The organism is Sphingobium aquiterrae (assembly GCF_037154135.1).
GTDB lineage: Bacteria > Pseudomonadota > Alphaproteobacteria > Sphingomonadales > Sphingomonadaceae > Sphingobium > Sphingobium aquiterrae.
Window position 1 is genome coordinate 1 of record NZ_JBANFL010000039.1, and the last position, 13,833, is coordinate 13,833.

Sequence of the window (13,833 nt, forward strand, 5' to 3'; positions counted from 1 at the left end):
CAGGCATAAGCTACGCCAGTAAGCTCAGTTCATTCGAACACTCCTTTCTTCTTCGCGCCACAACGGCGCACGCCCATCCGGGTGACGATCGCATGGCGGGCGCGGGCGCGGAGCGCCCGCTGACATGGTCGCCGCTCCCGCGGCGGCGTTGTGGGTTTGCCTCTCCCGTTGCGGCGGAGGTAGGCGGCGCTCCCGGCTAGGCCCGTCGCGGCCTGCGGCAACCCCGTCGCTGCGCTTGGGGTGCTCCACTTTGTTCCGCCCTGACGGTGCCGCCGGCCGCTGGAGCCGGGCCTCTTGGTCGCTCTTTGCCGCCCACCCCCGCCTTTGCGGGGAGGCTTTGTGCTTTTTGGGGTGGTGTGGAGGAAAGCCATGCGTGAAGCCGCCAGCCGCCGTTCCCGCCGCAAGGGTGCGGGTGGAGATCGTCAGACCGAGAACCGGATCAACCTCTATGACGAGGTGACCGCGCGGATCATCACCGAGCTTGAGGCCGGGCGTTTGCCGTGGGTCCAGCCTTGGGGCGCGAGCGGCGGGACCGGACCCGGCTTGCCCCGCAACGCCCTCACCGCGCGCAGCTATTCGGGCGTCAATGTCCTGATCCTGTGGGGCGCGGTGATCGAGCATGGCTGGCCGTCGCAATCGTGGCTGACTTTCCGGCAGGCGCAGGAAGCGGGCGGATGCGTGCGCAAGGGCGAGCGTGGCGTGACCGTCGTCTATGCCGACCGCTTCACTCCCGAGGCCGAAAAGGAACGCGCCTCGCGCGAAGGTGGCGACCCCAAGGCCGTGCCCTTCCTGAAGCGCTTTACCGTGTTCAATGTCGCGCAGTGCGAGGGGCTGCGCGCCGGGCTTGCGTCCGATCCGGTCCCCTTGCCCGAACGCGAGATCATGCCGGTCGCCGAAGAGGTGATCGCCGCATCGGGCGTTGATTTCCGCATCGGCGGGACACGCGCCTTCTATGTCCCCTCGCTCGATTTCGTGCAGGTGCCGCCGCAGCCCGCCTTCTTCAAGCAGGTCAATTACTACCGGACCTGCCTGCACGAACTGACCCACGCCACCGGCCACGCCAAGCGGCTGGCGCGCGACCTGACCAACGGCTTCGGCAGCAAGGATTATGCCCGTGAGGAACTGATCGCCGAGATGGGTTCGGCGTTCCTCTGTGCCGCGCTCGGCATCGTGCCGACCGTCCGCCACGCCGATTATCTCGGCTCGTGGCTGGAGGTCCTGCGCGAGGATAACCGCGCGATCTTCCGCGCGGCGAGCGCCGCGACCAAGGCCGCCGACTGGCTGCTGGCGCGCCACCGCGAGGCACAGGCCGCGCAGCAAGACGGGAGGATCGCGGCATGATCCTCCTGACCCCCGAACTCCGTTTCGCGCTGCGCGCCAACGACATTTCCCGCCGCGCCTGTGACGAGAAGTGGCGGCGCTTCGATCCGCCGCCCGTGGTCAAATTGTTCAATCCGCTCGGCGCGGCGACATGGCTGGCAACCGAACTGGCCGAGGACGGCGACACCCTGTTCGGGCTGGCCGACCTTGGCTTCGGTTGCCCGGAACTTGGCCCATTCAGCCTGTCCGAGATCGCCGCCGTGCGCCTGCCCTACGGCATGGCGATCGAGCGCGACCTGTCGTTCACGACCGGCTTTTCGCTGTCCGTCTGGTCCGAATGGGCGCGCCGCGCCGGTTCGATCCTGTGGGCCGAAACCTTGCTTCGCCGCGCCGTCCAGACCGGCACGGCTCCCGATCTTCCGCACCGTCCCGGCGAGCCGGACGGCGGTTGACGCGCGGGCGGCGCGCTTCGCCGCCATCCCGAAAACCGGTCCGCCCTCCCGGAAAGAACGACGGACCGGCACTCACAAGGAGTAGAGCCATGACACTCGTTTTCATCGACCAAGACAAGCTGTCCGTCAGCAAGACCAACATGCGCTACGGGAAGAAAGTCCCCGATGTGACCGATATCCTGCCGACCGTGCGCAAGCGCGGCGTCATCCAGACGCTGCTTGTCCGCCCCAATTGTCAGGAAGGCCATTTCGAGATCGTCGCCGGTTCGCGGCGCTTCCATGCCGCCAAAATCGTCGCGCAGGAAACCGGCGAGGCCGAGCCCCTGCCGTGCCGCATCCTCTCCGAAACCGATGACGCCGCCGCCATCGAGGCGTCGATGATCGAGAACCTCGCCCGGCTCGACGCCGACGAGGTGACGCAGTGGGAAACCTTCACCCGGCTGGTCAAGGAAGGTCGCGATGTTGCCGACATCGCCGCGACCTTCGGGCTTCCCGACTTGACCATCGCGCGGGTGCTGGCGCTCGGCAATCTGCTGCCACGTGTCCGGAGCCTCTATGCGGCGGAGAAGATCGACCGCGCCACAGTCCGCCACCTGACCCTTGCCAGCAAGAGCCAGCAGCGCGCGTGGCTGGCGCTGTTCGACGACCCGGACGCCTATGTCCCGACCGGCCACCAGTTGAAGGCATGGCTGTTCGGCGGGCAGTCGATCCCGGCCCGCTTCGCGCTGTTCGACCTCGACGGCTTCAAGGGCGCGACCGTCGCCGACCTGTTCGGCGACGACCGCTATTTCGCCGATGCCGATGCATTCTGGGCCGCGCAGAACGAAGCAATCGAGGCGCGCCGCGCCGCCTATCTGGAGGAAGGCTGGAGCGATGTCGTCATCGTGCCGCCCTCCGACCACTTCCAGACTTGGGAACATGAGAAGGCTCCCAAGCGCAAGGGCGGGCGCGTGTATGTCGATGTTCGCAGCAACGGTGAGGTGACCTTCCACGAAGGCTATCTGACCCGCAAGGAAGCGCAGCGCGTCGCGCGCGGCGATGCCCCGGAAGCGGTGAAAATCGCCCGGCCCGAGGTGACGTCGACGATGCAGACCTATCTTGACCTGCACCGTCACGCCGCCGCCCGCGCTGCCTTGCTTGGGCATCCCGGCATCGCGTTGCGCCTGATGGTCGCCCACGCCATCGGCGGTTCGCACCTGTGGCGCGTTTCGCCCGAGCCGCAGTCCACCCGCAACGACTTGGTTGCCGAAAGCCTCGAAACCTCGCGCGCCGAGTCGGTCTTCGACGAGCGCCGCCGCGCGGTGCTGGCGATGCTTGATTTCTCGCCCGAGGAGCCGACTGTGACCGGCGGCAACGGCGACGACTTTGGCGTGGCGGGCCTGTTCCTGCGCCTGATCGAGTTGCCAGACCCTGTCATCATGGAGGTCATCACGGTCATCATGGGTGAGACGTTGGCGAGCGGCAGCGCCGCCGTCGCCGCTGTCGGCGTGCAGATCGACGTGGATATGGCCGATTGGTGGCGGGCCGACCCGGCTTTCTTCGAGTTGATCCGCGACAAGGAAGTGCTGACGCGGATCGTCGCCGAGGTCGCGGGCGAGACGGTCGCGACGGCCAACGCGGGCGAGAAGACCAAGACCTTGAAGCGCATCGTCAGCGATCATCTCGAAGGCGCGGACGGGCGGACCAAGGTCGACCGCTGGGTGCCGAAATGGCTCGCTTTCCCGGCATCGGCCTACACCGCGCGGGGCGGCGTCGGGACCGTCGCTGCCCATGCCAAGGTCGAGGCGGCGCGATCCCCCGAGCCGGACCCCGACACCGAGCAGGAGCCGTTGAAGCAAGCGGCGTGATCATCGCGGGCGGGGGAAACCCCGCCCGCACCCGGCCCCTCAAAATCCGGCCGCGCGCCTCCGCCGTTCCGGCGTCGGCGCGCGGTTTTTTTAGAATGCCGGCGGCTCAATGGCGGCCTGGCCCTCGACCGCCACGTCGGCATCGGCATCCTCGGCGAGCCACTCTTCATAGTCCTCGTCGCCGGGATCGAACTCGATCTCGCCAAAATCCACCTCGTCGATGGCTTCGACAATCTCAACCTCCTCGGCTTCGAGATCGGCCGGATCGCCCGCGAGGTCGCCCCCGATTGTCAGCAGAAAAGCGCCGTCGAACTCGATGGTGGTCTCGGCCGACTGGCCGCCCATACCGACATATTCCTTGTCGATGCTATCCCACACCGAGAGCGAAAAATCGGCGCGAGCCGTTGCCTTCATCTCCGCGCCGATGCGCGCGACGACCTGGTTGCTGCCCATTCGAACGATCGTGATGTCGTAGCCGTCGCCATCCTTGATCAACGTGTAGGATTCGAATTCCAGCTCGGCGCTGTCCAACTCTAGATAGAAAGCGCCGCCGCCCTCGCCATGAATTGGCCAACCCGGCAACCCTCGACGCAGGCCCTCTTCGATGGCGGCAGCGATCTCGGGGAGGCCGCCGGCCTCCACCGCTTCGAGGATCGCGCCCACGCGGGCCGATGCCTCCTCGGCATGCTCCTGCACGATCTGGAGCGCCTTGGCGAAGTCCGGCTCGACATCGATCACGTCGCAATTCGCCGCGAAATCGGCCCAGCCCTTGTCCTTTGACACGGCAAGCACTTTCTTGCCGGATTTCGTCGCCCACGCCTCGATCGCCAGCAACGCTATCGCGTCCGGGAATTCGCTCTTCTTCGCGCCCGTCGCATCGAACGGCGGGGAGGCCGAGAAATATCCGCGAACAAGCGCGTCAATCGACGCCAGCTTCACCGGGATCGTTGTCGCACCGGTATCTTCGAAATACTTCTTGAGCCGGGCGCCGGCGACGTCGCGCGGGTCACCTAGCGCTTCCACTTTCGCCTTCAGTTCGGCCGCCGCATCGCCCTCTGTCAACTGTACTTCCTCGGCGCGCGCCGCCAGGCTGACCAGCGTGTCCCGGACCTTTTTCACCTGCAGGTTCAGGTGCTTCCGGACCTCCCGCACGACGATCTCGGACAGGATGAGGTCGATCTGGCCGTCCTTGAACTGCGTCAGCTGCCCGAGCAGGCCGCCCTCCAGATTGAGGCCGCCCTCGATTGCCAGGTTTGTGTCGATCGTGAATGCGTCATAGGCCATTGCTACGTCGTAGCACGAAAATCGCCTTCGATCGCGCCATCGCACCGAGGGCGCTTTCCCTCCTGTCCGTGCCACCTCCCTCATGGAATGCCGTCCGAAACGGACCTCTCTCACGGCGGGTCTGGCGGGGTCCGGCGGTCCCGCAACGGCGTCGCCGACCTTCTTCCCCGGCTCGGTTTCCTCGCCTTCCTCGCGAGGCAAGAAGCCCGGCTTTGGCCGTCCTCCGCTGCGCTGCGGCCCTGCGGGTGCGGGTCCGTCCTCCGCCCGCCTCATCGACCGCCTGTCGAGGCCGCATCGGGCGGCATCGCACCTTTGAAGGAGGTTATCATGGCACAGATTGGCAGCTTCACCCGCGGCGAAAACGGCAGCTACAATGGCGAAATCCGGACCCTTACGCTGCGCGTCAAGGCGACCATCCGCCCCTGCGAGCGCGACAACAAGAAGTCCCCCGACCACCGCGTCAGCGCCGGCGGTGTGGAGTTCGGGGCGGCCTGGACCAAGGCGGCGCGCGAGACCGGCGCGGAATATCTAAGCCTCAAGCTCGACGATCCGTCCTTCCCGGCACCGATCTACGCGACGCTCAGCCAGGGTGACGATGGCGAGCACAAGCTCATCTGGTCGCGCTGATCCAGAAGCCCCGCGCGCCTCGGCGCGCGGGGCAAGGGCGGCGAGCCGGATTTGCCATAGCTCGCGAGGGACCTTGCAGGCGGGGGCGTCTGCACCGTCAGCTTACTGTCGCACGGGACCGAAGAGCCCGTGCCACCCGGCATAACCCACGCCGTCTTTTCCTGGTAAGGCCGAGCCCCGCGCACTCCGGTGCGCGGGGTTTTCCCTGTTTCCGCCCCGGGGTGTCGAAATCAAGCATGCCGTTTCCGACACTCCCCGGCCGGTGTCGCGTCCGGCAGTCCCGGTGACAGCGACGGCGCGATGCCGTCCCCCCGGAGTGACGGACAGGCGACATGGATAGCGACGATGATATTTCCCGGGCGAACCGCGCGAAACGCGGCTCTCCCTATCTCAACACCGACCAGGCGGCAGCCTATCTGAAGTTCTCAAGCCGCCTCTTGAAGCGGCTTCGGCGCGCGGGGAAAGGCCCGGTTTTCCGCCGCCACAGCCGCTTCGTCCAATATCATATCGACGATCTCGACGCATGGTCGAGGGCCCAGTCGAGGGGAGGAGCCGGCCATGAATAGGCGCTCCAGTCACGATGCGGGCATGCCTTTGCTCGCGTGGGGCGAACAGCTTCGCGCCGAGAAGCGACGCCGCCGGACGCTGGGTCGCCGCATCGCGATCGCCGGTGCCGGCATCACCCTGCTCGGCCTCACGCTGGCGTTTCCGCCGGCTCCCCGCCTCGTCTGGAACGCTAGCGCGAGCGCCCCGATCGGCCTTTACGCGGTAACCCCCGACGCGGCGGTTGGCCCCGGCGACATGGTCATCGCCCGCGTGCCTGATCCATGGCGGATGCTGGCTTCGCGGCGTCGCTACATCCCCGCCAACGTGCCCTTGGTGAAGCACGTCGCGGCGGCGGCGGGCGACGAAGTCTGTGCGCTTGGGCACGAGGTGTTCGTCAACGGAAGCCGGGTGGCGGAACGCCGGGCAGTCGATGCCGGCAATCGTCCCATGCCGGCCTGGAGCGGGTGCGTGAGGCTGCGCGGCAGCCAGCTTTTCCTGTTGATGGCGAACAACCCGGCGTCGTTCGATGGCCGCTATTTCGGCATCAGCGAAGGCTCGCAGGTGATCGGCAAGGCGCGGTTGCTATGGGCGCGTTGATCCGGCTTGTCCCGGCCGTGCTCCTGATCGCGGCCACGCCGGCGCGGGCCGACGACGTCGACCGCTGGCGGCCGTTGATCCAGGAAGCGTCGGCCCGGTTCGGCATCCCGACGAGCTGGATCGAGCGTGTGATATGGGCGGAGAGCCGCGGCCTTACCGTTCTCAATGGTCGTCCGATCCGCAGCCGCGCCGGCGCAATGGGGCTGATGCAGCTAATGCCCGCGACGTGGACAGCGATGCGCGCGCGTCTCTCGCTCGGCAGCAATCCCGACGATCCTCGCGACAACATCCTTGCGGGCACCTTCTTCCTCCGGCTGATGTACGACCGGTTCGGCTATCCCGGGCTGTTCGGCGCCTACAATGCCGGGCCTGGAGCCTATGCCGCCTTTCTGGCGGCCCGCCGGCAACTTCCCGGCGAGACCGTCGCCTACCTCGCCACTGTCGGCCGCGCGGCGCCGGCTGATCCACCGGCACCACAACGGACGGCGCAACCGTCGCTGTTCGTCGTTCGCCGGGACACCGCCGGGGACGAAAAGCCACCGGTCCCAGGTGAAGGACCAGCGGTGCTGTTCGCTGTCCGGAAGGTCGTGCCATGATCGCGGGCGTTGGAGGGGCTCGTCTCGACAGGCCCAGCATGACGGCTGCCGAAGCGGCTATCAAGGCCCGTGGGTGCCCCCCAATTTTCTGCGAAAATCGGTTCCCCCCACGTCCGCTTCGCGGCGCTTCGCTTCGCTCCGCGGCCCTGACAGCCGCTCCGCCACCCGTCTTCTTCACGATGTTCTCGATGAGGAGAACAGAAGCGAAGGAGATGATCATGGGCTTGTTTCAACCCATTTCGGTGGCGTCGGATCGCGTGATGGCGGCGCTGGTTTCAGGGCTGGAGATCGAGTTCGGCCACGGTGTCGGGGAAGCTCTGGCGCATCGGTTTTTGGAGGCCGAGGAGACAGAATTCCTCTGGGATGCGCGGGACATGGAGCGCTGGATCGGCGCGTATGAGAGCACGGATGAGGAGGAGATCGATCTGGATCGGGTGCGGATTTTCGGGCGACTGGATGGCAGGTGGTTCGTTGCGGTGATGATCGTCGATGGCGATGGAAACCCGCACGGACTGATGGGCAAGCGCGAATTCGGGCGGCGCAAACAGGCGCTCGCGGCGTTGGCGGATGCTTGAGAGGTCGGATAATTCAGGCCGGGATGCGCTGTCGGTTCGGCATCGCGTTCCGGCTTTTTCTTTGAGCCGGGAATGGGTGGGGGAGCGCGAGGAAGGAAAAAGGCGAAAGCAAGAGAAAGGCACTGTCTCGCGACAGGTGCCAAGTGATTGTCTGCACATCGTTTTTCCGAGAGACATGGCGCGAGCGCCACGAGACATGCTCGCCAGGATTGGCCGAAATCCGCCGTTTTTGGCTCGAATTCGCGAGATCCATTGGCATGACGGTGGCCGGAGATGAGCGACGACGACGTGTTCAAGCCGCGCCTCGGTCGGCAGCGCCAGCAAGGCGGTAAGCGCGCGCGACGCTACCTTGGCCGTGTCGTCGGCGCGGCGATCCGCTCGGCCGAGAAAGGGTCGGTCAGGAGCCGTCGATTCGACGGCAGCCGCATAGGCCGTGGCGCGAGCATTGGAAGACTTCTCTCCAGCCGCGATCGATTCGGCGGCATGCGCGCGCGGCGCGCGGTGGTGAAGACGCGCCTCGTTCGCATCGGCACCAAGGGGATGCCCGCCGCGCGCGCCCATCTGCGCTATATCGAGCGAGACGGCGTAACGCGCGAGGGCGCGCCGGGCGAGCTCTATTCCGCCGAGCGCGACACGGCCGACGGCAAGGCGTTCCTGCAGCGCAGCGATGGCGATCGTCACCAGTTCCGCTTCATCGTATCGGCCGAGGACGGTGGGGAATATCCCGACCTCAAGCCTTTTGTCCGCCGCCTGATGACGCAGATGGAGGCGGACCTGGGCACAAGGCTCGACTGGGTCGCCGTCGACCATTTCAACACCGCCCATCCCCACACCCACATCATGCTGCGCGGCGTCGACGACACCGGTCAGAACCTGATCATCGCCCGCGAGTATATCGCGCATGGCATCCGCGAGCGCGCGGGCGAACTGGTGACGCTCGATCTCGGCCCGCGGACCGACCAGGAAATCGAGGCGCGGCTTCGCCACGATATCGGCGAGGAGCGGATGACCGCGATCGACCGGCGGCTGATCCGCTCGATGGACGCCGATCGCACGGTCACGTCGGCGGATCGCGATCCCTTCCGGCAGTCGCTTCGCGCGGGCCGGTTGCAGAAGCTCGCGAGCATGGGCATCGCCGAGAATGTCGGCGGTGGCCGCTGGCGGCTCGCCGATGACCTCGAGGGCACGCTTCGAACGCTCGGCGAACGGGGCGATATCATCCGCACGATGCAGCGCGAGCTGACGGCCCGGAACCTCCAGCGGCCATGGATTGGGCGGAGCCTGTTCGGCGCCGGAGAAAGCGATCCGGAGCCTGTCGTCGGCCGGCTGATCTCGCGCGGCCTCGCCGATGAGCACCGTGACCGGCATTATCTCCTGGTCGACGGCGTCGATGGTCATGCCCACTACATCGATATCGGGCGAGGGGAATCCGTCGCGCCGATCCCGGAGGGCGCGATCATCCGGGTGTCGGCGAGAAGCATGGAGGTCCGGGACGCCGATCGCGCCGTTGCCGAGGTCGCGGCGGCGAATGGCGGGCGATACTCGACCGACCTGCATCTGCGGCATGACCCCTCGGCCACCGAGGCGTTCGCGGAAGCCCATGTGCGGCGGCTTGAGGCGATGCGGCGGGCGGGCACCGGCGTCGAACGCGAGGTCGACGGGTCATGGATAATCCCTGCGGACCATGTCGATCGTGCCGCCGCCTATGAGGCGCGCCGTCATCGGGACCAGCCAGTCGAGGTCGAAACACTTTCAGCGCGACCACTCGACCAGCTTCGCGACGCCGACGCGGCGACCTGGGTCGACCGCGAGCTCGCGTCACAGTCCCCGGTGCCGATACGCGACGCCGGTTTTGGCCGTGACGTCCGAGCCGCGATGGCCAGCCGGCAGCAATGGCTGGTCGAGCAGCAGCTGGCGGAAGCGGATGGAGGGCGCATTCGACTTCAAGCCAACGCGATCTTGATGCTTCAAGGTCGGGAATTGTCGCGCGAGGGCGCCGTCCTCACGCGGGAGATCGGCAAGATCTATGTCGAAGCCCGTGCCGGCGACCGCATCGAGGGCGTCGTTGCGCGTAAGGTCGAACTGGCGAGCGGGCGCTTCGCCGTGATCGAGAAGGCGAGGGAGTTCACGCTTGTGCCGTGGAGGCCCGCGCTGGAAAGTCAGCTTGGCAAATCCGCGTCGGGGATAATGCGCGCCGACGGCATCAGTTGGCGGTTTGATCGCGCTCGATCTGGCCCCGAAATCGTGTGAGAGAGGAGGGATTGATTCTTCGACGCGTTCGTCGCCCTCGTCTGGGCATTGGCGCGCTCCGCAAGCGTCCCCGTCGAGTCCCGGCGCGAGCGCGCCCAAAGAGGTTCAATGTTAAGAACGGTCACCCGGCGAGAGATCGCCCCCGACGGCAGTTGGTCGACCACCTCGCCAAGCGCGTGGTTCGACCTTCGTTGGGCGGCTTGGGGGGCGGCGGTTGAGACATTGCAGATCGACCTCGTCGCGGCCGGTTGGATGAACCTGTTCTCGGCGCTGCTGGAGCCCCATCCTTCGATCGAGTTGCGTTGGCGTGGCACAGGACCAGGCACGAACGCCGAGGTGAAACGCGCCTACTCCGCCCTGTTCGGCCGCTTCTTCGGACGCGCCGCGCTGCGACGCGATCATGGATGCCGGTGGCTGCGCCAGGTTCATGACGGATTGGAGCTCGCGCCCGGCATCATCTTGCGCCGGCGCGCTGGATATCCCGGCGATCTCCCCGACTGGGTTGGATGGGACGACCATCACTCTTGCCTCGTAGTGGCCGAGGCGAAGGGCAGTCATGATCGGGGCAATTGGAATGGGAACCGTCCGCCGCCAATCAGGACCGCTCTGCAACAGCTCGAACGGGTCGAGATCGTCGATGCCCATGGGCCGATTTATTTCAAAAGCTGGGCGGTCGCTTGTCGCTGGGGGACGGTGGCGAACGCCGCGGCGCCGACGATCATCACCTGCGACCCTGGCCATGAGGGGCGGATCTTGGTCGATGACGAGGCGCGCTCGGTGCGCGCGGAAATGCGCGCCCGTTGGCTGGCTGATCTGCTCGATGGCATCGGGCGTCCCGATGTCGCCGCGCAAGCGCGCGACCTGGCGATCAGCCCGACCTCGGACGCGACGGGTCGCGATCTGACGCTCATCCCAGGTCATGTCGGCTTCGGAGCGCTCGCCATCGAGGCCGGTGGGCTCATCCCCCTCGTCGGCGCCGACCGCATGGGTCGCGCGCGGGCTTTGATCGACACGGCGCGTGGCTTGAAGCGGGGGACGGCGCTGGTGCTTGTCGATCGCGCGGCTGCGGAGAAGGCGATCCTACGGGGCGACGACGCCGTCGACGACGGCGAGACGAGCCTGGATTTCGGGGATCATGAGGAGATCACCGTTGACGGGGTGACCTTCCGTACCGGCGTCGAGGACATCGCGTTTGACGATGGGGCGCTCGAATCTTGATCGACTCTGGCGGAACAAGACTGGAACAAAGTTTTCGGGCGGATGATAAATCGCTTGTCGTCGGCGTCCCGAAATGCGAATCTTTCGCGCGGAGGAGCACTATGATCGCGAACAGGAATCGTCATGCGAAGCGTTGAGCTTTTCACGGGCTGCGGCGGGCTTGGGCTCGGTCTGGCGCGCGCTGGCTTCGAGCATGAGCGCATGGTCGAGTGGAACGACTGCGCGGTCGCGACCATCGAGCACAACGCGGAGCGAGGCGTTGAGCACGTCAAGGATTGGCCGATAGAGCGGGCGGACGTCCGCCAGGTCGATTGGCGCGCGCACGCCGGCGCGACCCTGGTCGCGGGCGGCCCTCCGTGTCAGCCCTTCAGCATTGGCGGCAAGCATCGTGGCGACGATGATCATCGCGACATGTGGCCGCAGGCGATTCGCGCCGTTCGGGAAATTCGTCCCGACGCGTTCCTGTTCGAGAATGTGCGCGGGCTGCTGCGTCCGAAATTCGCCCCCTATTTGTCGACCATCGTGGCGGGGCTCGCGACACCAGACCGCAAGACGGACTTGCGGTATGAGGTCACTGTCCAGCAAGTCGACGCCGCCAATTTCGGCGCGGCCCAGCGTCGTCACCGCGTCCTGATCTTCGGTTATCGATCGGATCTTGGGATCATGCCCTCCGAGATGAAGGCCACACATTCGCGCGAGCGCCTGCTGTGGGATCAGTTCGTTACCGGTGAATATTGGTCGGACCATGGCCTTCGGCGCGGCATCGACAGTTTCGCGCCGGCCGACGCCGCGCTCGTGCGCAAACTCCGCGCGCTCGAGACAGCGCCCGCTGAGCGACGGTGGGTGACTGTTCGCGACGTCCTGAAGGGACTCGGCGCGCCCAACGGTCTTGGCAATCACGTCCATCAGGCCGGCGCCAAGGTCTACAAGGGCCACACGGGCAGCCCTCTCGACCTGCCGGCCAAGGCGCTCAAGGCGGGTGACCACGGTGTTCCCGGGGGCGAGAACATGATGGTGACCGACAAGGGCGATGTCCGCTATTTCACCGTTCGTGAGGCCGCGCGACTGCAGGGCCTCCCTGATGACTATATTTTCCCGCGCAGCTGGACGGAGAGCATGCGGCAGCTCGGCAATGCCGTGCCCACACAATTGGCGCGGGCCGCGGGGCAATCGCTCGCCAACGGGTTGGGGCGCGCGCGGACCCGACGTCGCCGCGCGGCTTGATGGCTTTCGAGACGCCCGCGGCCCATGTCGCCGAGCCATCCGCTCGGGGTTATGTCGAATATGAGATCGATGTGGAGAAGGTGCTCCGGGACGAGCTTCCGGGTGTCGTCGATCGCGCGGAGATCGCCCCACTGACGTTGGAGGCGATCGCCGCGATACCGGAGCGCGCGAAGGGCGCTTACGTTCTCTTCGAGAACGGCCATCCGGTCTACGCGGGCAAGACCGACACTCGACATGGTTTCCGCTCGCGGCTCGCGCGGCATCACCATACGATCCAAGACCGCGTCGGGCTCGATCCCAGCACGATCGGGTTTAAGGCCGTCCGTATCATGGTGTTCTCGAACTTCGACGTCGAGGCGATCCTGATCGACGAGTTGCGCCGCAAGGACCCGACCGCGCTGCGTTGGAATTTCAGCGGTTTCGGCTCGAATGATCCAGGTCATAACCGCGAGACGCAGGAGCCTGCGGATTTCGACAAGGAGCGCCCAGTTGATATCGACCGGCCGCTGAGTTTCCTGCCGCGCGGCGCGATGCTTGGCGCGCTGGATCTGCTCATCGCGATCAAGGATGGGCTGCCCTATCTGTTTCGCTACGAAACCGACACCAACGAGAAAGGACGTCCCAAGCGTCACACCGTGGGCCATATCGACCAGCGCGACGCCGCCCCGGTATCCCTTCCGGCCGAACCCATCACGATGCGCGAGGCGTTGCGCCTGTTGCTGGAAGTTTTGCCCGACATCTGGCGCGCGACGGTCTTTCCCGATCGCGTCATCCTGTATCGTGAGAAGGTGACCTACCGATACGCGCGCGAGTATCTCGAGGACGGCGCAAGCCCCAAGCCCTGACTCGTTCAGAGGTGATGGCGCGCGTCCGAGGGAAGGACACCGCGCCGGAGCGACTGGTGCGCGGCGCGCTACACGCGAGAGGCCATCGTTTCCGGCTTCACGCGTCCGATCTTCCCGGACGGCCCGACATCGTGTTTCGCGGCGATCGTCTCGCGATCTTCGTTCATGGTTGCTTCTGGCATCGCCACCCCGGTTGCCCGCATTGCCGCATGCCGAAATCGCGCCTCGAATTCTGGATGCCGAAGTTCGAGGCCAACGTCGCGCGTGACGAGATCGCTGCGAAAAGGCTAAGCGACGCGGGCTGGCGGGTCGAGACGATCTGGGAATGCGAGGCCCGCAATCCCTCCAAGCGCGATGCGTTCGTTGAACATATCATGTGGATCGGCGTGCAAAAAGGACCCCGTTAGCGGGGTGATCGGCGTCTAAAAGGGACCCCTCATTTCGATGGTTTA

Annotated in this window: 14 protein-coding genes; 13 read left to right on the forward strand and 1 reads right to left on the reverse strand. The window is 66.2% G+C overall.

Annotation, left to right across the window (positions count from 1 at the left end):
- The first annotated feature begins 369 nt into the window (after positions 1-369).
- From WFP78_RS22885 to WFP78_RS22895, 3 genes are all read left to right on the forward strand, one after another.
- Positions 370-1,341 (forward strand): ArdC family protein, encoded by a 972-nt coding sequence (locus WFP78_RS22885; protein ID WP_336966795.1) that lies wholly within the window; start codon positions 370-372, stop codon positions 1,339-1,341.
- Entirely contained in the window at positions 1,338-1,772 is a 435-nt protein-coding gene (locus WFP78_RS22890) for a DUF2958 domain-containing protein (protein WP_336966796.1), read from the forward strand. Before WFP78_RS22885 ends, WFP78_RS22890 begins: the two co-directional genes overlap by 4 nt.
- Before the next feature lie 89 nt (positions 1,773-1,861).
- On the forward strand, positions 1,862-3,619 hold the full coding sequence (locus WFP78_RS22895; protein ID WP_336966797.1) for a ParB/RepB/Spo0J family partition protein: 1,758 nt from the start codon (positions 1,862-1,864) through the stop codon (positions 3,617-3,619).
- Between the two features lie 90 nt (positions 3,620-3,709).
- Here the strand turns inward: WFP78_RS22895 and WFP78_RS22900 are convergent, their stop codons facing one another.
- Complete coding sequence (locus WFP78_RS22900; protein ID WP_336966798.1) at positions 3,710-5,104, reverse strand: PIN domain-containing protein; 1,395 nt, start codon at positions 5,102-5,104, stop codon at positions 3,710-3,712.
- Positions 5,105-5,230: 126 nt separating this feature from the next.
- Here WFP78_RS22900 and WFP78_RS22905 point away from each other — a divergent pair, with 126 nt between their 5' ends.
- The 10 genes from WFP78_RS22905 (at position 5,231) to WFP78_RS22950 (ending at position 13,788) form a co-directional block, all read left to right on the forward strand.
- Positions 5,231-5,530 (forward strand): DUF736 domain-containing protein, encoded by a 300-nt coding sequence (locus tag WFP78_RS22905; protein ID WP_336966799.1) that lies wholly within the window; start codon positions 5,231-5,233, stop codon positions 5,528-5,530.
- A 332-nt stretch (positions 5,531-5,862) separates the two neighbouring features.
- On the forward strand, positions 5,863-6,096 hold the full coding sequence (locus tag WFP78_RS22910; protein ID WP_336966800.1) for a helix-turn-helix domain-containing protein: 234 nt from the start codon (positions 5,863-5,865) through the stop codon (positions 6,094-6,096).
- Positions 6,089-6,673, forward strand: coding sequence for a S26 family signal peptidase (locus tag WFP78_RS22915; RefSeq protein ID WP_336966802.1), 585 nt, complete (start codon positions 6,089-6,091; stop codon positions 6,671-6,673). Before WFP78_RS22910 ends, WFP78_RS22915 begins: the two co-directional genes overlap by 8 nt.
- Entirely contained in the window at positions 6,661-7,269 is a 609-nt protein-coding gene (locus WFP78_RS22920) for a lytic transglycosylase domain-containing protein (RefSeq protein WP_336966803.1), read from the forward strand. The genes WFP78_RS22915 and WFP78_RS22920 overlap by 13 nt, the downstream gene beginning before the upstream one ends.
- 218 nt (positions 7,270-7,487) lie before the next feature.
- The gene (locus tag WFP78_RS22925; protein ID WP_336966805.1) at positions 7,488-7,844 is read left to right on the forward strand and encodes a hypothetical protein; all 357 of its coding nucleotides are present in this window, start codon (positions 7,488-7,490) and stop codon (positions 7,842-7,844) included.
- A 273-nt stretch (positions 7,845-8,117) separates the two neighbouring features.
- Positions 8,118-10,094 (forward strand): relaxase/mobilization nuclease RlxS, encoded by a 1,977-nt coding sequence (gene rlxS / locus WFP78_RS22930; RefSeq protein ID WP_419723023.1) that lies wholly within the window; start codon positions 8,118-8,120, stop codon positions 10,092-10,094.
- 108 nt (positions 10,095-10,202) lie between these two features.
- A complete protein-coding gene (locus WFP78_RS22935) occupies positions 10,203-11,312 on the forward strand; it encodes a hypothetical protein (protein WP_336966807.1) in 1,110 nt (369 codons plus the stop codon).
- A 123-nt stretch (positions 11,313-11,435) separates the two neighbouring features.
- Positions 11,436-12,536, forward strand: a complete 1,101-nt coding sequence (locus WFP78_RS22940; RefSeq protein ID WP_336966808.1) for a DNA cytosine methyltransferase — start codon at positions 11,436-11,438, stop codon at positions 12,534-12,536.
- Complete coding sequence (locus tag WFP78_RS22945) at positions 12,536-13,381, forward strand: GIY-YIG nuclease family protein (RefSeq protein ID WP_336966810.1); 846 nt, start codon at positions 12,536-12,538, stop codon at positions 13,379-13,381. Before WFP78_RS22940 ends, WFP78_RS22945 begins: the two co-directional genes overlap by 1 nt.
- Before the next feature lie 11 nt (positions 13,382-13,392).
- The gene (locus WFP78_RS22950; RefSeq protein WP_336966812.1) at positions 13,393-13,788 is read left to right on the forward strand and encodes a very short patch repair endonuclease; all 396 of its coding nucleotides are present in this window, start codon (positions 13,393-13,395) and stop codon (positions 13,786-13,788) included.
- Positions 13,789-13,833: the final 45 nt, after the last annotated feature.

What these genes read in the sequence shown, in the direction of transcription:
- WFP78_RS22885 (WP_336966795.1), top strand. Translation starts at nt 370, where the DNA reads ATGCGTGAAGCCGCCAGCCGCCGTTCCCGCCGCAAGGGTGCGGGTGGA.
- WFP78_RS22890 (WP_336966796.1), top strand. Translation starts at nt 1,338, where the DNA reads ATGATCCTCCTGACCCCCGAACTCCGTTTCGCGCTGCGCGCCAACGAC.
- WFP78_RS22895 (WP_336966797.1), top strand. Translation starts at nt 1,862, where the DNA reads ATGACACTCGTTTTCATCGACCAAGACAAGCTGTCCGTCAGCAAGACC.
- WFP78_RS22905 (WP_336966799.1), top strand. Translation starts at nt 5,231, where the DNA reads ATGGCACAGATTGGCAGCTTCACCCGCGGCGAAAACGGCAGCTACAAT.
- WFP78_RS22910 (WP_336966800.1), top strand. Translation starts at nt 5,863, where the DNA reads ATGGATAGCGACGATGATATTTCCCGGGCGAACCGCGCGAAACGCGGC.
- WFP78_RS22915 (WP_336966802.1), top strand. Translation starts at nt 6,089, where the DNA reads ATGAATAGGCGCTCCAGTCACGATGCGGGCATGCCTTTGCTCGCGTGG.
- WFP78_RS22920 (WP_336966803.1), top strand. Translation starts at nt 6,661, where the DNA reads ATGGGCGCGTTGATCCGGCTTGTCCCGGCCGTGCTCCTGATCGCGGCC.
- WFP78_RS22925 (WP_336966805.1), top strand. Translation starts at nt 7,488, where the DNA reads ATGGGCTTGTTTCAACCCATTTCGGTGGCGTCGGATCGCGTGATGGCG.
- rlxS (WP_419723023.1), top strand. Translation starts at nt 8,118, where the DNA reads ATGAGCGACGACGACGTGTTCAAGCCGCGCCTCGGTCGGCAGCGCCAG.
- WFP78_RS22935 (WP_336966807.1), top strand. Translation starts at nt 10,203, where the DNA reads ATGTTAAGAACGGTCACCCGGCGAGAGATCGCCCCCGACGGCAGTTGG.
- WFP78_RS22940 (WP_336966808.1), top strand. Translation starts at nt 11,436, where the DNA reads ATGCGAAGCGTTGAGCTTTTCACGGGCTGCGGCGGGCTTGGGCTCGGT.
- WFP78_RS22945 (WP_336966810.1), top strand. Translation starts at nt 12,536, where the DNA reads ATGGCTTTCGAGACGCCCGCGGCCCATGTCGCCGAGCCATCCGCTCGG.